We start from the raw sequence: 20,038 nt of genomic DNA on the forward strand, positions 1-20,038 counted from the left end.
GCCATTTTATCTCGTCCCTTATGGCGGAGAATCCACCGGCCCGGTTGAACATTTTCTATGGTGGGGGTTGTTTCCGTTGTTTTTGTATTGGGGCCGCCGGTTTTGGGTCAGGAAATGGTTTTGAGTAAAGGATTACAAAAACAACTTCAGCAACTTTTTGTCGTGCAAATGCCTACGATGCAAGAGATATTCGGTTAATAAATAATCATTTTCGCAGCTGAACGCAAATTCGTCGTCAGCTGCAAAAGCCCTTCTTAAATTCCCCTTCACAATAATGGCCATCCCAACCGGAGGTCATTATGGAACCCGTTGCCATTCCCCAATCAATCGACGATCCCATCCACATTTTGCTGTGGAGCGCGGACGAGATTGTACCCTTCATGGTTAGCATGCTCACCGGCATGTTGATCGATCAATTTATTCCTGGCTTGGCGCTAGGATTCATTGCGGTCAAGTTTTACCGGCGTTTCCGCGACAACCGCCCTGACGGCTATACCTTGCATGCGTTGTATTGGCTGGGTTTGTTGCCGAGTCGCGCCCATACCATTCCCAATCCCTACATCCGCCGGTTTCTGCCATGAGATGGTCGGATTTTCTGCAGACCTGGGACGGACAAGAGACCGAGAACCGGTTTAGCCGCGTCGTCATCATTGGATTGCTCGTCGTGTGCGTGATTACTTCGCTGGCCGCCTGGCGCACCGAGCGCAGCATCATTCTGGTGCCGCCGAGCTTGACGCAGGAAGTCGAAGTCACTCGCAGCCAAGCATCCAGTGAGTTCAAGGAGTCCTGGGGCTTGTTCCTGGCCGAATTGCTCGGCAACACTACGCCGGCCAATGCCGACTTCCTGAAAACTGCGGTCGAGCCGCTATTGGCGCCAGATATTTACCGCAGTGTCCTGGATGCCATGAGCGATCAAATCAAGGCCATCAAAATGGACCGGGTCGCGATCAGTTTCACCCCGCGTCACGTCGATTACGAAGCCGAGACCAACAAAGTCTTCGTCAGCGGCGAACTCAAAAGCCAAGGCCCCAGTTCCAAACCCGACGTCAAACCCCGCACCTACGAATTCATCATCGCCATCAAAAACTATCGCCCCCGGCTGGAATACATCGACGTGTACCCGGATTCCCCCAGAACCTTGGATCGTCTCAAAGCAATGCAAGGCCAAACCCGCGAGGCTCGACCATGAATCGCTCATTCCCGCCAATTTTGTTATTCCTGACCGTTAGCACTGCCTTGTCTGCGGATGAATTACCCGTGACAGTGTTACCACCGGCAACCACTGTGGCCGAAGATTCTTCCTCATCACAGCCAGTTGTCCCGTCGCAGCCAGATTTTGGCATTGAATTACCCCCAGTCGATGCCAGCATCTTGAAAGCAGCCAAACAGCAAGCGGCAGCGTCAAACTCAGCATCAGCCACTTCAATTGGACCACAGCACATTGCGGTTAAACCCGGCATCAACGAACTGATGCCGATTGCCGTCGGCCACTTGAATCGCCTGGTCACGCCGTTCGAACATCCGGTAGTCACGACCACCAGTCAGGCGACTACCAGTACCAAAGGCAAAATCGTTTATGTCGCCACCGCCGACGAAACGCCGGTCACGCTATACATCACCCCCGGCGACAACCAGGACATCGCACTATCCCTAACCCTGATCCCCAAACGCATTCCGGCGCGGGAAATCCACCTCGATCTGGATAAGGACAGCTACCAATTGCTGAACCAATGGCAACGCGCCGATTCCGCAAGTCGAACCTCGAGTCAACAGGAACAAGCCTACATCAGCCAACTGAAAGCGCTGTTTCGGGATTTGGGTTTGCAAAAGACCCCGGCCGGATATTCACTCCGCGAACCCAAGCCCCAAGAACAAATTCGCTGCCTGCAAGACCGCGTGCAAATTAAAACCGGCCAAGTTCTGGAAAGCCAGGATCGGCTGATTCTGGTGGGACTTGCCAAGAATACCGGCGGCGACATGCTCGAGTTCGACGAACGCAGTTGCGCGACGACGCAACAGGACGTGCTCGCCGTGTCGGTCTGGCCCAACGTGGTGTTGAAACCACAGGAAGCCACCGAATTGTATGTCATGGTCCGACAATCGCCTGAGGCGTCATCCAGTTTGCGGCCTTCGTTACTGAGCGGAGGTCAACCCTAATGGCCAGTGTCGATACCTGGTGGACACGCTTGAGTCCAACCGCCAAACGTAATTTAGCTGTCGGCAGCATCGGTACCGTGCTGTTGGCCGTCATCATCGCGCTGGCCACCATCACCCCGGAAGTCGGCAAGCCACTGAGTAAACAGGCCACCATCCAACACATCCTGACCGATAGCGATCCGCGCTCGCTGGGGATCGACGGCATTTCCGCGCAATTGCGCGATCTGCTGCAGAAAAACGACGAACAAGCCCGCCGACTAGCCTCAATCGAAGAACAGCAACGGCGCGAACAGCAATCCGACGAAATCCGCTTCAAACAATGGACCACCGCTGAGCGGGAAGCCTATGAAGCCAAGCTTCAAGCGGTCACCGGTGAAGTTGAGACGTTGAAGAACAAAGCGTCTACAACGGCAGTGGCTGGCAACCCTGGCGACGCCAATCAACCTGCTGTGGAGCCAACGGCACCGGGAAGACCGTCATACGGCCGCCCGAGCAATCCGCCGTTCGACAACGGGCAAGACGATCTCAACCGCGTGTTCGAGCAAGCCGCTATTCCCGCACCGACTGCTAGCAATACCGGCGTCTCAGGAGCACGAGCCAATAACCAAGCGCCGGCGGCTATGCAAATTCGGGTTATCCAGGAAGGTACTGACCAATCCAACGATAAAGACAAAGACACGACTCCGACTCTGGATCGCAGACACTCGAACCATGCCAACAACGACGTTTTCATCCCGGCCGGCAGCATATTGACCGGGGTGTTGTTGAACGGCCTGGATGCCCCGACCGGCAAAAAAGCCAAGAAAGAACCCATGCCGGTACTGTTCCGGATCAAGAAGGAAGCCATTCTGCCCAACCGTTTTCATGCCGATGTCCGCGAGTGCTTCCTGCTGGCCGCGGGCTTCGGCGACCTGAGTGCTGAGCGGGCCTACTTTCGCGGCGAGACCTTTTCCTGTGTCCGGCAGGACGGTGGCGTGATCGAAGTACCGATGAATGCGTATGCCACCGGCGAAGACGGCAAAAACGGGGTGCGTGGCCGCGTCGTTTCCAAACAAGGTGCACTACTCGCCCAATCCATGATGGCGGGCTTTTTACGCGGCTTTTCCGATGCCTTCGGCCGCAACCAGATCCCGGTGCTGATGACCGGCGGCCTGGGGGCGCTTTCAGGAACTACACCGTTTCAAAGCGCGTTTTCCTCGCAGTCGATGGAAGGTGGTGCGTTGAAAGGCGCCGGTTACGCCATGGAACGCCTGTCACATTTTTACATGGACATGGCCGAAGAGATTTACCCGGTCATCGAAGTCGATGCCACCCGCCAGGTCAACTTCATCGTGCAAAAAGGCACGGCGCTGAAGCTGAAGTCGCCGAGCTGATTCTTTAACCCAACTCCAAAGGTCGTTATGACGCTACGCAAAATTTCTTTATTGATAGCCACGCTACTCGGTACATCCATCGCCCTGGCCGCCAATCCGCAAAAGCAGGCGGTCTCGGATATTGCCGCCGGTTTGCTATCGATCAAAATCGACGGCATGCAGGACTTGCCGATCTCGGGCCTGAAGATGGTCAAGTCCGGTGAGCAGACGGTGTTTATCTCCAGCAATGGCCGCTTTGCCTTTTACGGCGGCAAATTGATGGACATCTGGACTCAGCAAGAAATCAAGGAACTGGCGGATATCGACAAAATCGCCAACCGTATCGATCTGTCGCGGATGAAACTCAAGGCCGACGATCTAGGTGCGGTGACCGTCGGCCACGGCAAAGCCCAGGTACTGGTGTTCATCGATCCCCGGTGCCCTTACTGCGGCAAGGTCATGAAAGACCTGCAAGCCTTGCAAGACCAATACACCTTCAAACTGGTGATGGTGCCCATCCTCGGCCCCGAGTCGCAAAACATCGTCGTGCAACTGGCCTGTCAGTTAGGCGCGAGCGATACCAAAGCCAAAGACGCCGCGCGCGACCGCTTGTTGAAACAGGATTACGCGGGCTTGCCGACCGAACCACCGGTTCAGTGCAACAAAGAGCCACTGCAAAAAGCCGTGGTCACCGCCAAGTTATTCGATTTGAAGGGTGTGCCATTTCTGATCGCCCCGGACGGCCGCACCCACAGTGGCGCACCCGAGGTATTAGCCGATTGGTTGGCCGACAAACCCAAACCGTCGCCCAGTCTGGCAACGACACCCGCTACCAACGCCCAAAACACCAAAGCACAGGAGAAGCAGCCTTGAAATCCATGCATTCGAATTCCTTGACTTTCAGCAGCCTGTTGCTGATGGTGTTAACCACCGGATGCGCCACCACCGAATACGGCTGTAAAGGCATGCCGGACGAGCCCAGCTGCCTATCGACCACTCAGGCTTACCAGATCACCAATACGGCGATAACGGAAGCACCTCCGGAAAATAACCAAAGTTCGGAGTCACCCGTTAAACCGACACTCCCGCCCCCGTTACAACAACCCGTGCCCAAGATCGACGATCCCACACCGATTCGCACGCCCTCCCAGGTCATGCGCATCTGGATCGCGCCTTGGGAAGATGCCGAGGGCGATTTGATGGTGTCCAACTACGTTTACACCGAATTGGAACCCCGGCGCTGGATGATCGGCAAGGCGGCACCGACAGCCAATTCGTCGTTGATTCCTTTACAAATCGAGCAACGTCCGTCCGAGAAACGGCCGACCGTCGATACCCCTGAAGATGACAATCCGGAAAACCGATTAGGCAAACAATTGCCCTGATCCATCATCCCTTTTCACCGCAGGCCACACCCCCTGCGAGAGTGAGCGGGCATCCGCTTAACAAGCGCCGGAATTGCATTTCCGAGGCCGGACGGGCAACTGTTCTTTTCTAAACAATCGAGGTCGTTTGAATGAAATCGTCCACTCGAACCGGGGTCTTGGTGGCCCTGGCATCGTTATTTTTTATGTTGATGGCATCCGACGCCATGGCCGGTGCCGGCGGTACCGAGTTCAATAACGTCTGGACCTTGCTGACCGGCTGGGTCGAAGGCTTGCTCGGCCGCATCATTGCCATCGTGTTCGTCATCGTCGGCCTGGTGGCCGGTGTCGTGCGCGGCAGCATCATGGGCTTTGTGCTGGGGATTGCTAGCGGTGTCGGCCTGTTTGCGGCGCCGACCATCATCACCAACATCGTCACCGCGACGATTTAAGGTTGTCCATCATGACCGGTGACTTATCGGATACCGAGACTGCGATGGGCAACCGTCGCCCGTCGCGCTGCCGCAAAGACGGCAGAACCGTTCAGGTTCAAGCCGCCAATGGCCACCCGCTCAACCCCTGCCATCCAGCCAGGGCGCGAGAGTTGTTACGCAAAAAACGCGTGATTCGGGTTTGCCGACATCCCTTTACGATTCGCCTGCATGCCGAGCATCAGACTGAAACCATGCAACAACTGTATGCCGAGGAGACCACCTCATGACCACCGCGCAACCTCCTCGGGCCGATCAGTTGTTCCCGGTACTAGCTTATGAATACGACCATCATCTGTTTCTGATGGCCGATAGCAGTATCGGTTTCGGCTTTTTGTGCCGGCCGATGACCGGCGCCGATGCCAACGTTTCCGCGCGGGTCAACGTATTACTGAATCAGGACTGGCCGCCCGAAACGCTATTACAAGTTTCACTTTGGACCTCACCGGACATCGAAGAGTCGCTGGCGATCATGCAGACCCGGCGTTTGAAGCAGCAAAAGCCGACCTATAAAACCATGACCCAGGCCAGCGTCGAGTTTCTGCGGCGCGGCACCACCAAAGCCCCGGAAGCCATTTCGGGTGCACGTCTTAGGCGTAGCCATATTCTGGTCACGGTCAAATTACCGATGGCATTCCCCCGGCCGAGTGAAGCTGACATCCGCCGTGCCTGTGAATTGCAAATGGCCACCCAGCAATCGCTGGCGACCATTGGCTTATATCCTGAGGTGTTGGGTGCTGATCAGTATGTGCGCATCCTGAATACACTGCTCAATTGGCAGCCGGATGCCGGCTGGAAAGACCGGGTGGTACCCGAGTGTGATCCGACTCAACTGATCCGCGATCAATTATTGGATTTCGATAACGCCATTCGAACCGACGAGAAAGGCATTTGGCTTGGATCAAAACGGGTAAAAACCCTATCTGCCAAACGCACACCCGATCATTTTTACTTTGGCAGCGCCAAGAGTTACTTGGGCGACATTCTGTCCGGAACCCGAGGCATTCGGCAAAATGCCTTGCTCAGTCTAACCCTGCATTACCCCGATGCCGAATCGACGCGTACTCGGCAAGAAGGCGTGCGGCAATTCATCACCAATCAGGTCAATACGCCAATTGCCCGGTTTTTGCCGGTGCTGGTACAACGCAAACACCATTTCGACGTGTTGTTCGACGCTTACCGCGACGGCGACCGGCCAATCCGGGCGTATTTTGGCGTACTGCTGTTTTGCGACGAAGCCGAAGAAGCGGCGGCCGTTTCGAATGCGCGGGTGTATTTTCGGGAACTGGGTTTTCAGCTGTTGGAAGACAAGTATTTCTGCCTGCCGTTATTCCTGAATTGTTTGCCGTTTGGGCCTGACCGTTCTGCAATTGCCGATTTGAAACGCTACCGCACCTTGGCCACTCGGCATGCGATTCCTTTATTGCCACTGTTCGGCGATTGGGCCGGCACCGGCACGCCGACCTTGAACTTTGTGTCACGTAATGGCGAACACATGGCGGTATCGCTGTTTGATACCACCGGCAACTACAACCTCTGTATCGCCGCCGAATCCGGCAAAGGCAAATCTTTTCTGACCAACGAGATCATCGTCAGCTACCTGACCGAAGGTGCGCAGATCTGGGCCATCGATGTCGGCCGCTCCTATGAAAACCTCTGTGAGGTGCTGGAAGGCGATTTCGTCAAATTCACCCACGGCTCGAGCATTTGCATGAACCCGTTCGAGATCGTGCAGAACTTTGAGGAAGAAGCCGATATGTTAGCGGGATTGGTCAGCCAGATGGCCGCACCGACCGAGAAACTGACCGACTTTCAAACCGCCGGTCTCAAGCGGATATTGAAACAACTGTGGACCGATAAAGCTCAGTCCATGTCGGTGGACGACATTGCAAAATGCCTGTGTACCGAAGCCGATCAACGCTTGAAGGATGTCGGCGAGCAGTTGTTTCCCTTTACCACACGAGGCGAATACGGCCGCTACTTCAACGGTAAAAACAACGCCAAGTTCGCTCGCGACTTTACCGTACTGGAACTGGAAGAACTCAAGGGCCGTAAGCATTTACAACAGGTGGTGTTGCTGCAGCTGATTTACCAGATTCAGCAAGAAATGTATCTCGGCGAACGCAACCGGCCCAAGATCGTCATCATCGACGAAGCTTGGGATCTGCTCACCGAAGGCGATGTCGCCAAGTTCATGGAGCATGGCTACCGGCGGTTTCGGAAATACGGCGGTGCGGCGGTGACCATTACCCAGTCGGTGAACGACTTGTACCGTAATGCCGCGGGCCGGGCCATCGTCGAGAACTCGGCCAATATGTATCTGCTCGGTCAAAAAGCCGAAGTCATCGAAGGCATGAAGCAGGACCGACGCTTACCGTTATCGGATGGCGGTTATGAACTCCTGAAAACCGTGCATACCTTACCCGGTGCGTATTCCGAAATTTTCTTCATCACCGAGATGGGCTCCGGTATCGGTCGACTGATCGTCGATCCTTACAAACGCATTCTGTTTTCCACCAAACCTGAAGACGTCAACGCCTTGAAGCAATTGCGCCGACAAGGCCTAAGTCTGGGTGATGCCATTCAACAACTCATCGACAGTCGTAGCAGTAAGCCTAAGGAGATCGGTTATGGATCCTAAGTCCCAATGGCTCAGTACCGTTGTCATCTCAGCCTGTTTGGGCGGTATAGGCGGTTGGGTGGCTGCACAACATCAACTAGAACAACCCCTGGCACGCCTGAATCTGGTCACGCCAGTTTTCGTACTTGACCGGGGCAAGTTAATTCAATCGATACCGCCCAATGCCAGCCAGGAGCAAATGGCCAAAATAGTCGATGACTGGCAGGGTCAAGCCAAGAAACTCAGTGATGCGGGTTATCTGGTCATCGATTCAACGGCGGTGGTGTCTGCCCCGGCGGATGTTTATGTTCAGCATCACACCCGGTGAGTCTATGCAATCCAATCATTCGAACGTTGCTATCGCAAGAACATCTACTACCAAGCACAGACCCTATCAAACCCGAGCGTCATTTCTACGGTTTATCGGGAAAGCTTTACCGATCTTGTTGCTGGCACTGGCCGTCGAACGCTACATCGGGGAGCGCTTTCTGATTGGCGGTGATGATCAAGTCGATCGCTGTCTGCCGGACAAATGGATTTACCTGATCGATACCCACAACAAGGACATCTGGCGCGGCGATTTGATCGCTTTTCGTGCCGAACGCATGGCGCCTTATTTCAAAGATGGCCAGATCATTGTCAAAATCGCCGCCGGCGTCACGGGTGACACCGTCCATGTCGATCAACAGCACACCAAGATCAACGGTGAACGGGTTATTGACGGGCTAACGTTGGCCGAAAAACTCAAAAAGCCGGCCAACAGTTTTAAACGCCATGAAACTATACCAACTGCTGCCTATTGGGTGACCGGGAAAACCGACAAAAGCTTCGATTCACGCTACTGGGGCTATGTCTACGACCACCAAGTGATTGGACGGGCCTATGCGTTGTTTTGACCTCCTTCAGTTTCCTTGGCGGCAATCGGTGATCTGTCTGCTTTGTTGGGTTGATATGCACCCGGTTCAGGCTGAGGAAGCCTGGCTGCAACGTTCTCAGGCTATTTTGCAAACCTTGGAAGGACAGCCTCGACCCGACTGGTTGACCGGTCAGTCTGAACAACTGGACATGAAACACCAAGCGCAAAAAGTGTTGGAAGCGTCGCAGGCGATTCGAGCAGAGACGCTATCGACACAATCAACAACATTGGCAAGCGGTCCGCCAACAACGTCTTCGAACAAACCGCTCACGCTATTGTTTGTCTCCTTCTCGCTGGGTGAGTCCCTGCTGAAAAGTATCTTTGAAGAAGCCTCAGGTCGGGACGACGTGTTACTGATGTTTCGCGGGCCAAAGCCAGGCCAAAAGTTACCGGCATTGATGGCCGACCTGAAACGCTTGCTGAAAGGCATTGAGCCATTGCCGAACATTGTCATTGATCCCACCCGTTTTCAACGCTGGTCGGTGTCGTCCGTACCAGACATTGTCGTCGAACAGGAAGGCAAATCCCGTTTGCATGTTCGAGGTGTCAGCAGTCTGTCTTGGCTGAACGAGCAACTCAAAGCCGGCAAACAAGGAGAGTTGGGAACCTTGGGCGATGTCGGCGAGATTGCTGAAATCGACTTGTTGGAAGAGATCAAACTCCGGATGGCCGCCATCGACTGGAAACAAAAGCAGCAACATGCCATCGCTCGATTCTGGGAACAGCAAAAATTTGAAGACTTACCCGCCGCTCAGGCCGATCGTGATCGGATTGTGGATCTGACCATCACCGCCCCACGCGATCTAGTTGCTCCCAACGGTCAGCTGATTATCCATGCCGGACAAACCTTCAATCCCTTGGACAAAATGCCGTTTGGCTTATGCCTGATGGTATTCGATGCCACGGTGCCTGCTCAAGTTGAGCTGATTCAGCATCAGTCCTGCCAGGACAAACAATCTCGCGTGATGTATCTGGCCACATCGCTGTCTCGTCATAAAGGTTGGGAGATTTTAAAGCGTTTGGAAACGACGTTGCAGGCACCGGTGTATTTATTGACACCGGATGTGCGCAGCCGCTTTCAATTACAGCATGTGCCGGCTGTCGTTGAACAATCCGGCAATCGTTTGCTGGTTCATGAACGAAAACTGCCGGCCGCAACGGGAGAACGATCATGAAGCGGTTCGTTTTCCTTTGGGTGTTGGGCGGTTTGATAACCCTGGCAACTCCGTTGTATGCCGAGACCACCACCAGTAGCGTCGATCCGTTGTGCTCGGACGCCGAACTGTGGTCCGGCAAACTGATCACCGATATTTGCTGGAGCTGCCTATTTCCGATTCGAGCGGCCGGGTCGTCGCTGGGTGGTGGCAACGTACCGAGCATCGCCACCGACGAGAAGTTCTGTTTTTGCACCGATCCGATGGGCATTCCGGAGCTGGGCATGACCATGGGTCTTTGGAATCCGGCCCGGCTGATTGAGATTGTCCGCAATCCCTGGTGTTCACCGGCACTGGGCGGACATAAATTCAGCGCCTCGAATGTGCGCTTAATCGCCACTACCGGCAAAGCCGATTTCGATGCCAGCGAGATGTCCTTTTTTAACTACCACTACTTTGCGTTTCCATTGACCATTTTGCTGGACCTGTTCTGGGACGGCCGTTGCAACAGTGACGGTTATCGTGATTTTGATTTACTGTACGTCTCGGAATTGGATCCGACCTGGAATAGCGACTTATTGGCTTTTTTTACCAGTCCGGAAACGGCGTTGTTTGCCAATCCGGTGGCCATTTCAGCGTGTGTCGCCGACGCGGCGGCGGCAGCCACCGGCAATCCTTTGGACGCCTTGTTCTGGTGTGCAGGGGCTTGGGGGCATATGTATCCCTTATCTGGGATTTCGCCGACCAGTTACGGTACCGATCCTCGTATCACCAGTTTATTGGCCACTCGCGCCACGGCATCCTTGCATCGGCGTGGGCTAGCCTGGAAAACCTCGGGCAACGATGCTTTGTGCGGTGGTTACATCTATCCATTCATTCCCAAGTCGCAATACCGACTATCGATGTTTTATCCCGTTGCCGAAACCGAATCCAATCACGCTATTGGCGAAACCACGTTCAAGTGGGGTGCGGGCCGCACATATCCGGGGCCGGGCGAAGATCATCTCTACCTGCTGTGGCGTTGGCAGGACTGTTGTCTATTCTAGGGCGAACTGTTCACGATAAATCAGTCTAACACATTGATTAAAAATACAAATGTGAGATCAATTATGAACAGAGTATTCATCAAAGCAAGTGGTATCAACCCGATCATAAAAGTGTTCACACGATGGCCTTATCCATTGGTCAGCCGGGATTGTCCAATGAACATCTGTTCACAGTCATTTGTCGATCAGTAGGTGCACCGTGAACACTATTGTCCGATCAGCCATTCACCTTGATCAGCATCCGGCCATGTCCTCGGAGGTATTGGTATCCTGTGCGTTGCCAACGGGCTTTTTATTTTTGGTTGACGATGATACGGGACGTGTCATAGAGCCGGTATTACTGTATTTAATGGATCGATTCCTCATTCGTTACGGCAATACCAGGCCCAATACGTTGCGGGCTACAGTCTACAACCTGAAGGATTGGTGGGCATTTCTGGCGGAGTTTGCCAAACCCTGGAACGAAGTCAGTGAGGATGATCTTCGTTTTTACCGGGATGCCATGCTGCAGACCGTGTCACCCAAAACCCATCAACCCTATGAGGTCGGCACTGTCCGCCGTCGACTGACCACGGTATTACAGTTCTATGACTGGGCCCGACGGGCGGGGTTTTTCGGAGTGATTTTCGATTCGAAATCCACTCGCCAAATCGTCAGATCAATGGATCATGATGCGTTGGCGCATTTGCATTCAAATCCCGTACAGCGTACCACCTCTGATTTACTGCCGTTGCCGCGTCGGGGCGCCGATGATGCCGTTCACCCATTGACTGAAACGGAATATCGCGCGGTTGCACATTGTCTTGGGCCGCTACCGCCTGGCAGCACGCGATCTAACGATGATTGCCGTCCAACTTTGGATCGGCTGATTGCCGAAATTTCCCTCCATACCGGTATGCGTCGGGATGAAATTTCATCACTGAATCGTTGGCAAATTCTAGATCTGCGACCTGATGCATCCCAACCTTTCGGTGTGCTGAAACTACGGATCAGTAAAACCAAGGGTCTCAGGCCGCGTGTCGTGTTCATGCCCAATTGGCTGGTAACGGCATTGCACTGGTATATCGATCATGAGCGGAAGGACGCGCTGCATGCCGCCAAAAAGCAAGGCCAAATCAAAGAACCGAGCGCACTGTTTTTGAACGGTATCCATGCCGGACGTCATGTTGGAAAACCCATTCAAAATGGCAGTATCGATGCGCATTTTCGGCAGGCTCTGTTTGCCGCCGGCCTGACGCATACCGTACATAAAACTGACCCGGAAACAGGGAAACCGTATGCCACGCAAGAACCCCGTCATGTTTTCCACGACCTCAGACATACCTTTGCGACCTGGCTGTATTGGTTTGAAAAGTCGCAAGGTAATGCGGAACCCTGGAAAAAGATTCAGGCACGCTTGGGGCATACCTCGTTGGCGACGACCACCAATCTCTACTTGCGCGCCGTGACGGATTTTGAAGCTCAAGTCAGTGATACCACCATGAAGTTTTTCGAGGCGATGCGTCATGGCTGAGTCATTTTCTGATCGTCGCTCCCCACGCCCCAGTCGCTACGCACAACTCGTAGGTACGACGGTGGCGGACCTCGACGCTGTTCGCCGGGAACGCCTATCCTCGATTAGCGAAGAAAGCGATGGGGATGGCAAACGTCGGTTATTCATTCGTTTCCCGACACCGCACAGTCGAGAATCCATTCAAACCTTGGAGGTTTCAAACTGGATGATGGCGCCCGAGTTGGCCGTTGCCTTTGCCGAGATGGTCGTCGTATGGGGTGGGGATAAATCCGAACCAAGTCGGCAAACGTTTATCAACGATCTGAACCATGGGTTTTTCCAGTATCTGACTCGCATCGATAGGCCAACGCCCAGTCTGGAAACCCTTAACACGGCATTCATCAATGGTTTTATCGAATGGCTGGGACGTATGGAAGACGGCGCCTATGTGCTTGCGGCTTACACCCGTTTGCATTACCTGGGTGTAGTTCGCAGCGTGGTTTCTCACCTGAAAAAATCTAAGCAGTACCGTTCCCAATTAAGCAAGGATTTACATATTCGCCGCAATCCCTGGCCAGGGGCATCACGGCAAATCGCACATCCGACAAAAATCATCGAGCCGGCGGATTGGGTTCATCTTCATAGTATGTGTATCGAAGCATGTACGAAAATCATGCAAACCGTCGAAAAGGGCTGGATGATGTTGGCCGAAGAATCCCCCGAGCCCAATAGTCTGGAAAGCCATTTGCAAAGATTGGACGCGCTGTTTCCGACAGTGATTGGGTCTTTCGTCAAACTACAGCAACTCGACGCGTCATTGGCCCACCAAATTGGCACGCCGGAAGCACTGGCGACACTCAGAACCTACCTTCACCCCTCGCCAAGGGATCTGGTGCCGTTCCTACTGTTATTGGCCATGGTGAGCTTTTTCAGTGGCGAAACCCTGTTTACAACCCGCCGAAGCGACGTGTCCTATATCGAAATCCAGGGCACCAAACGCTTGGTTTGGCGTCCCTATAAATCGAGAAGCCGACGCCGACAGCACCGTAGTTTTCCTATCTCGGATGCCCCAGACAGTCCGACGGTGCTGATTCCGTTTATCGAGCGTTGGACAGCACGGATTCGTCCAGCAGCAACGCCGCGCCTGCAAGAGTGGTTGTTTATCTGGATTCCCGTGAACAAACCCTCTGAGCCTCATGGTTTCGAATCAAAATCGGGAGGCAGCAAAGGGGCATGGAAAAACCATTTGTCAGACTTTTTGATCGAAAACGAACTCCCCCATCTGACACTCAGGCAAGTTCGTACAACCGGCCTGGACAATGTCCATACCTGGTTTGACGGTGATCTGCTGGCACTACAAGCGGTCAGCGGCCATCAACATCCTGAGGTCATCCTATCGCATTACACGTCCGATGCAGCACGCAAACGCCAGGATGAGCGACTCGGCGATGTCATGACCTTGCGTAGCCGTTGGCGAGAAACCGATGGCACTATCGACCCACGCACATTGCCGCCTAACCAGGACTTGGCAGCCGCGACACCTGGATGGCGCTGCTTTGATCCCTATGACAGCCCGGTGCTTGGTCAGGACAAAGGCAAATTGTGTAGTGCTTACGGTGCTTGTCCAGGCTGTGCGTTAGCCCATTTGAATCTTCAGGACGGCTACGCGCTGGCCCGTGTCCTACAGCTCAAAGTCAAAATCGAACAGGCCCAAACCCTATTACCGGCTGCACGCTGGTTGACGGCGTGGGCACCGAGACTGCAACGCCTGATCGAATACTGGCTCCCGCGTTTCCAGGATGAAACGGTGATCCGCGAAGCCGCCCAATGGGATTTGGACGACCTGCCTGAACTGGAGTAATCGTCATGACATCACTCAATTCATTGACCAAACCCCAGATTCATTTGCTATCGGCCGATGATCTGAGCTCGCAACGCGTTTCACCCATCAGCCTCTGGAGTGACGCCCAATGGCGCCTGGAAAATCCGACCCCAGGACAACCTGATCATCGCGCCACCGTGAACTGGAATATCAAACTGCCGCACGGACAAAGCCTACTGGATCCGCAATGGGCCGGGTTACTCGACAGCTTAAGACGCTTTGTCTGGAGTTTACTGACCAATCCCCGTGAAGGTAAAAGCCTGAAAACCACGTCGATGGCGACCATTAGTCGAATGTTGGCTTATCTGGTCAACTGGATGGCCACACAGGATTTTCGAGCTATCCATGAATTGGACAACCATGCCAGTTGGGAATACGTCGAACACGTCGCCATAACGGGGAGCGATAAGCAATATTCCACCTTGCATGAAGGTTGGGTCTGGCAACGGCTCCATATTATGACTTTGCTGTATAAGCAAAGTGGCGCATTGCGGGAATCCGGCGTCAGCCCGATGCCGGAGCCGCCATTTGATGGCCGCAACCCCTTCGATGTTGCCAAACGCATCACGAATCGCCAGCGTGATTTCATTCCGCCCCTACCGGATGCAGTGGCATTGCCGATCATGACAGCAGCAGAGCGGTTGATCGGGGTACCTGCCGATGACGTCATCAAGCTTCAGGAAGTTTATCTTGCAGCGTATGCACAAGGCGGACCTGGCAATCACAAAGGGCCAGGCCACAGTTTGCCGGTTAGAACCGATGCCGCTCGCCGGGCTGTCAGTTCATTCCAGTTTTCGATGCTTGCCGGTGAATCATTACCTTGGCATGACGTCATCGACACTCAACCGCGAAGAGGCGCTGGGCAAGTTGATTTCGTTGCCGCCATCCGATTGCTGATTATGGATATTCGGATTGCCTGCATCATCGTGCTACAAAGCCATGTCGGTTTACGCATCAGTGAAGTGATGGGCCTAAAAGCCGGTATCGATCCCGATAGCGGATTGCCGTCCTGCCTGCATCAACGCCCGTCAAAAACGGGCTTGAATACCATTTTTTATCTCAAAAGCCTGGCCGCCAAAATCCATGGCAGACCGGTGGAATGGATCGTCGGCGCTCGCCCGGCCGACAGTCAGTATGTTCCTCCCCCGGTCAGAGCGTTAGTGGTACTCGAACGATTGTTTCGCCCGTGGCGTCAGTTAGGCGATTGCCAACATCTGATCGTGTCGTTTTGCGCTAACCGCGGGCTGCCGAAAAACCAGCGATCGGTTGGACGCCCTTACAGTGATAATGTCAATCTCGGCCAAAAGGATTTTCTGCGCCGCTATGTCGATTGGCAAGCATTACCGCCCAGCCCCGAACTGGACGCGTATCGGGATGGGCGCTCGCTACGCACGCACCAGTGGCGGAAAACCTTTGCCCTGTATGTCATCCAGGTGGATAGCCGTATGCTGCCGCACATTAGCCAGCATTTCAAACACCTGTCTCTGGCCATGACCGAGCAAGGCTACATCGGTCGCGATCCTGAAATCATTGAAGCCATGTCCGATGCTCGGGCTCGTTTGACCGTAAGGTTGCTGTATGAAGCCGCAACGGGTGATGCGACCTATGCCGGCAACATGGCGCCATGGCTCGAAGCCCATCGAAAATCGGTTAGAGCATCCATGCAGGAGAAGACACCGGAACAAATCCTTAGCTACCTGGAACACGAAGTCGTCGAGCACGATTTTAGAATTTGGTTCGCTGACCACGGGAAATGCCTGATCGAGCTGAAACCGGAATCGGCACGTTGCCATCAGATCGCCGGCACTACACATTGGGAGGACTCGAATCCGAATTTCCAATACCGCGAACCGTCGGTTTGCGTTGGCTGCGAATGTTTCCTGATCGACCGGGAAAGCGCAGGGTTCTGGCGCAAGCGCTATTTCGATAATCAACAAGCCGTGGAGAATGCCGAACGCATTAGCCGTGGTGACGAGTTTTATGTTGCCCGTCAGCGGGCGCGGCAAGCGGCGGCCATTCTGCACGCACTCGGTGAAGATATCGAGGAGAACGGCCATGACGCGTAACGCCAAAACACCACCGCCCATCGACCCGATCGAGCAAGACTTCCTGGACGCACTTGAGCGTCTGGAGGGCGGTGCACCGCTAGACCCAAAGCTCGCCAAACAAGCCCAGTTAGGCACGCTCAAAATCAACGTTTCGGTGGTTGCCCAGGAAGCCGGTCACAGCCGAACCCTGATTGGACACGACGGTTGCAAATACCCTCGCATCAGGACACGCATCATGGCATTGAAAGCACCAGTTGCGCCAACAACAAACGCCGAAACGGTCATCCGGCACCTGCGCGAAGAGAACGCCGATCTACGGAGAAAACTGGGTCAACGCGACACGGAAAATGCTGCGCTGATAGTCCGGCTCCGTCAATTGGAAATCGACACCCAACGGGCGCTGCGCAAAGCCGAACGCATGGCCAACCGATCCGAAAAACCATCAGATCAGCTTGCCGGCGCGAGCATTCCATCTGAACGCGGCGAAATTTTACCTTTTCCGACACCCCAGGAGGAGTGAGTGCAATTATTTATCTCATGTAAAGCATCAACCGGCTTCCGCCGGCACCGATCCACCGGCTATCATCGGTCTCGGCAAGTTCCCATGTTGGGATTGGCCCATGAACAGTTTAGATCCGGCACTTACTGCTGTAACCCATGCTCTGCAAGGGATACAGGTGTTTCGTGGACACCTTCGTCCAATAGAAACTGCTGCGTGGGTCTGTGATGGGCGTCAGGGAGTTATCCGAACCGCAACGTCGGTTTACGCAGACACTGTCTGTGATTTTGTGTGTGACCATGGCCTGGACACCGTTTGGTGTGTCCTGGGCCGATGCGATTCAGGTGGCCGGGCGTGATGGCCAACAACTCGGTCAGCAAGTTCTGGGTGGTTTTGCGTTTCCGCTCGATACCGGCAACGGTACGCTGACCTTAAATCCAGGGACGACTCAGGAGAGCGCCATTTCCATAGGCACCCTGTTTCCAGATACGAATAGCCCGTCATCCACGACCAGCGATTTCGCCAATCTCTACGGCAATAACCCAGGCACAATTGCTGCTGGATTGAGCGCGCAGACAACCTTGAACGGTGAAACCAGCTTCACCGGCGAAGCCTATCGCACCCTGATCGACAACGCCCACCAGTCGCATCCGGACTTACAAGCCGATCCGATCTGGCAGAGTGGCGATCAGGTATTCAACGACTTCACGCCGTGGGCACAGTCCTTTTCCGACTGCACGACCACGACGCTCCAAACCGAAACTCAGCAATCGGTGCGCGTGCCGGATTATCAGCTTTGCCTACGGCAACCGACGGTACCGCAAAGCTGCACGGCCACCCACCAAGTCAATGTCGAGCCCTTGATTCGCTTCGTCGGTGGGGATGGCGGGTTTTCCAGTTGCGGGCCGGGGTGCATGGATTTGTATGTCGGCCGGGTCGGTGACAACTATTGGTCGGCCGGATGCGCGGTGTTTACCTGGCAAGTGACTTATAACGTCCTGCATCCGGAAGCGATCGTCAGCGCGACACTGGAGGATGTGGAATTCGACGACCATGCCAGAGTCTATTACGGCGGGAATCTGATCTATACCGGTTCCACCGGCTGGGGTGGCTCATGTGAGCTCAGCAATAGCTGGGTCGACCATCCCAATCGCGACGTCACCTATGCCTTCAACAGTACGGGCAACAAAGTCTTTAAACAGGAAACCATGGTCGGTGGTAATGGTGAGGGTTATTCCAGGATTCGACTACGCTACGATTTGTCGAAACTGATCACCCAGGATCAATGGAGTTGGAGTGGTCCGAATTGCCAAAACTTGGCCAATGCGATTACCGATGGCATTTGCCAAGCCGGCAGCCAATTGAGTTGCACGAGCGATCCGGCCAATGCTTCAGGTTGTTACGTCGATCCAACTTCGCAGGTGATGGTTTGCGGCACGGATTTGGCACAAGCCCCGGTGGCCAGTTCGACCGGGATTCGTAATACTTGCATGAATATTCAAGCCTCAGGACGCTGCGATTTGAATCAATACGGCCAATGCTGGACCGACTCAGCTGGCACCCACTGTTTAGAACCGCCGGCGAACGGAATACCCAACAAAACCTGCGCGTCGTTGGAAACCCAAGGCTGCTCGTTCATCAAAAGCCAATGTACCAGTGCGTTGGCCTCCGGCACCTGCTGGGACAGCGTCGATACTTATGACTGTGGGCAAACGGTGGGCATTCCCGGCATTCAAAGCAACACCCAACAGCAATGTGCCGGGCCGATTCGGTGTATGGGCGAAGATTGCATCACCATGAACCGCACCCAGAGCCAGGACTTCAGCAAGGCGGTCGCCTTACTCAACAGCGCTCAGCAAATGGCGATGGACTTGCATTGCGACTATGCCAATGCCGATCTCCAGCAAAAGGATCCGACTACCTGCCAGGTATTTCAGGGTAAACCGGCCAGTTGCAAAATGGTTGGCGGCGCGTTGAGTCTGGTCGATTGCTGCGAAACACCCTCTGGCGCAATGGGGCTGGGCCGTTACATTGATTTGCTGATCGCCACCAGTCAGATGGACAGTGCGGTCATGGCCATGGACAGCACTTCCGCCATACGAGGCGCTTGGGAAACCATGCGTACCCCGTTCACCTTGGCTGGCGATGCCTGGAACAGCTTTCAGGCGGATTTTGCCTCGACGGTGAACGACTTGGTAGGCACCGACATGCTCAGTACCAGCGACATTGCCTCGCAAGGCTTGCTCGATTCTCTCAAAGGCGAACTGATGAAATCGGTGGCGGAATGGATCGGCCAGACCTTTGGCGAAGCGGCCGGAAATGTGTTATTCAGCGCGGGTGGTCAGGCGGCATTCGATTCAGCGGGCAATTTGACCCCGGCGGCCCAATCGGGCGGCGTCGAGTTGGGTGGTGGCGCCGCTGTTGCCGGCGAACTGCTCAGCACCTTGATGACAGCCTATACCGTGGTGATGATCATCATCATGATTATCCAGATAGTCTACTCCTGCGAAGAGCCGGAATACGAACTCGCCGCCAAGAAACAACTGAAAGTCTGCACTGACCTTGGCACCTTCTGCGAAAGCAAGGTCGCTGGGGTGTGTTGGGTGCGTAAGGAAAGCTATTGCTGCTACAACTCGCCGCTAGCGCGCATTCTCAACGAACAAATCAAACCGCAGCTGGGCATGGATTTTGGCACGCCGGAAAGTCCCAGTTGTACCGGCATCAAAGTCGGTGATTTGGACCGAGTGGACTGGACACAGGTCAATCTGGACGAATGGTTGGCGATTCTGGCTCAGACCGGGCATTTGCCGACCGCCGCCAATGCAGCATCCATGCTGAATCTCGATCAACTCACCGGAACCGGCAGCCGACTCAATCCGCAAAAATACGGAGCGACCGCGACCACGCGCCAAGATACCTTAACCCGCACCCAAGGCCGGATGACCGATCTGGATGTGCCTACGGTCAAACGGCAGTCTGAACTGGAAGGCTGGGGCATGGGACCGCAATGAGCGGCC

Annotated in this window: 18 protein-coding genes; all 18 read left to right on the forward strand. The window is 54.5% G+C overall.

From position 1 onward, the window contains the following. The first annotated feature begins 299 nt into the window (after positions 1 to 299). The 18 genes from traL to traN all read left to right on the forward strand — a co-directional run bounded on the left by traL (position 300) and on the right by traN (position 20,032). Positions 300 to 581 carry a type IV conjugative transfer system protein TraL gene (traL, locus tag G006_RS0108875; protein ID WP_020482833.1) on the forward strand — a complete coding sequence of 94 codons (282 nt, stop codon included), beginning with the start codon at positions 300 to 302 and terminating at the stop codon, positions 579 to 581. Then, a complete protein-coding gene (locus tag G006_RS0108880) occupies positions 578 to 1,189 on the forward strand; it encodes a TraE/TraK family type IV conjugative transfer system protein (RefSeq protein ID WP_020482834.1) in 612 nt (203 codons plus the stop codon). The genes traL and G006_RS0108880 overlap by 4 nt, the downstream gene beginning before the upstream one ends. After that, positions 1,186 to 2,157 carry a TraK domain-containing protein gene (locus tag G006_RS0108885; protein WP_020482835.1) on the forward strand — a complete coding sequence of 324 codons (972 nt, stop codon included), beginning with the start codon at positions 1,186 to 1,188 and terminating at the stop codon, positions 2,155 to 2,157. Before G006_RS0108880 ends, G006_RS0108885 begins: the two co-directional genes overlap by 4 nt. After that, positions 2,157 to 3,530 carry a TraB/VirB10 family protein gene (locus G006_RS0108890; RefSeq protein WP_020482836.1) on the forward strand — a complete coding sequence of 458 codons (1,374 nt, stop codon included), beginning with the start codon at positions 2,157 to 2,159 and terminating at the stop codon, positions 3,528 to 3,530. Before G006_RS0108885 ends, G006_RS0108890 begins: the two co-directional genes overlap by 1 nt. 27 nt (positions 3,531 to 3,557) lie before the next feature. Next, the gene (locus G006_RS0108895) at positions 3,558 to 4,382 is read left to right on the forward strand and encodes a DsbC family protein (RefSeq protein ID WP_020482837.1); all 825 of its coding nucleotides are present in this window, start codon (positions 3,558 to 3,560) and stop codon (positions 4,380 to 4,382) included. 5 nt (positions 4,383 to 4,387) lie between these two features. Then, a complete protein-coding gene (locus tag G006_RS0108900) occupies positions 4,388 to 4,894 on the forward strand; it encodes a TraV family lipoprotein (RefSeq protein WP_152428928.1) in 507 nt (168 codons plus the stop codon). Between the two features lie 131 nt (positions 4,895 to 5,025). Beyond that, complete coding sequence (gene traA, locus G006_RS0108905; RefSeq protein WP_020482839.1) at positions 5,026 to 5,325, forward strand: TraA family conjugative transfer protein; 300 nt, start codon at positions 5,026 to 5,028, stop codon at positions 5,323 to 5,325. An 11-nt stretch (positions 5,326 to 5,336) separates the two neighbouring features. Next, entirely contained in the window at positions 5,337 to 5,594 is a 258-nt protein-coding gene (locus G006_RS0108910; RefSeq protein WP_020482840.1) for an RRXRR domain-containing protein, read from the forward strand. Beyond that, a complete protein-coding gene (gene traC, locus G006_RS0108915) occupies positions 5,591 to 8,005 on the forward strand; it encodes a type IV secretion system protein TraC (RefSeq protein ID WP_020482841.1) in 2,415 nt (804 codons plus the stop codon). The genes G006_RS0108910 and traC overlap by 4 nt, the downstream gene beginning before the upstream one ends. After that, the gene (locus G006_RS0108920) at positions 7,995 to 8,312 is read left to right on the forward strand and encodes a hypothetical protein (protein WP_020482842.1); all 318 of its coding nucleotides are present in this window, start codon (positions 7,995 to 7,997) and stop codon (positions 8,310 to 8,312) included. Before traC ends, G006_RS0108920 begins: the two co-directional genes overlap by 11 nt. Before the next feature lie 4 nt (positions 8,313 to 8,316). After that, a complete protein-coding gene (gene lepB, locus G006_RS0108925) occupies positions 8,317 to 8,880 on the forward strand; it encodes a signal peptidase I (RefSeq protein WP_020482843.1) in 564 nt (187 codons plus the stop codon). A 55-nt stretch (positions 8,881 to 8,935) separates the two neighbouring features. After that, on the forward strand, positions 8,936 to 10,075 hold the full coding sequence (locus tag G006_RS0108930; RefSeq protein WP_020482844.1) for a TrbC family F-type conjugative pilus assembly protein: 1,140 nt from the start codon (positions 8,936 to 8,938) through the stop codon (positions 10,073 to 10,075). Beyond that, on the forward strand, positions 10,072 to 11,100 hold the full coding sequence (locus tag G006_RS0108935; RefSeq protein ID WP_020482845.1) for a TraU family protein: 1,029 nt from the start codon (positions 10,072 to 10,074) through the stop codon (positions 11,098 to 11,100). The genes G006_RS0108930 and G006_RS0108935 overlap by 4 nt, the downstream gene beginning before the upstream one ends. Before the next feature lie 199 nt (positions 11,101 to 11,299). Continuing rightward, entirely contained in the window at positions 11,300 to 12,613 is a 1,314-nt protein-coding gene (locus G006_RS27035; RefSeq protein ID WP_152428831.1) for a tyrosine-type recombinase/integrase, read from the forward strand. Further along, positions 12,606 to 14,453 carry a hypothetical protein gene (locus G006_RS0108945; protein WP_152428832.1) on the forward strand — a complete coding sequence of 616 codons (1,848 nt, stop codon included), beginning with the start codon at positions 12,606 to 12,608 and terminating at the stop codon, positions 14,451 to 14,453. The genes G006_RS27035 and G006_RS0108945 overlap by 8 nt, the downstream gene beginning before the upstream one ends. 5 nt (positions 14,454 to 14,458) lie before the next feature. Next, on the forward strand, positions 14,459 to 16,540 hold the full coding sequence (locus G006_RS0108950) for a hypothetical protein (protein ID WP_020482848.1): 2,082 nt from the start codon (positions 14,459 to 14,461) through the stop codon (positions 16,538 to 16,540). Continuing rightward, positions 16,530 to 17,042: a hypothetical protein gene (locus tag G006_RS0108955; RefSeq protein WP_020482849.1), complete on the forward strand. Its 513-nt coding sequence runs from the start codon at positions 16,530 to 16,532 to the stop codon at positions 17,040 to 17,042. The genes G006_RS0108950 and G006_RS0108955 overlap by 11 nt, the downstream gene beginning before the upstream one ends. A 206-nt stretch (positions 17,043 to 17,248) precedes the next feature. Beyond that, positions 17,249 to 20,032 (forward strand): conjugal transfer mating pair stabilization protein TraN, encoded by a 2,784-nt coding sequence (gene traN, locus G006_RS0108960; protein WP_026146935.1) that lies wholly within the window; start codon positions 17,249 to 17,251, stop codon positions 20,030 to 20,032. Positions 20,033 to 20,038: the final 6 nt, after the last annotated feature.

The organism is Methylomonas sp. MK1 (assembly GCF_000365425.1).
In the GTDB taxonomy this organism is placed as follows: domain Bacteria; phylum Pseudomonadota; class Gammaproteobacteria; order Methylococcales; family Methylomonadaceae; genus Methylomonas.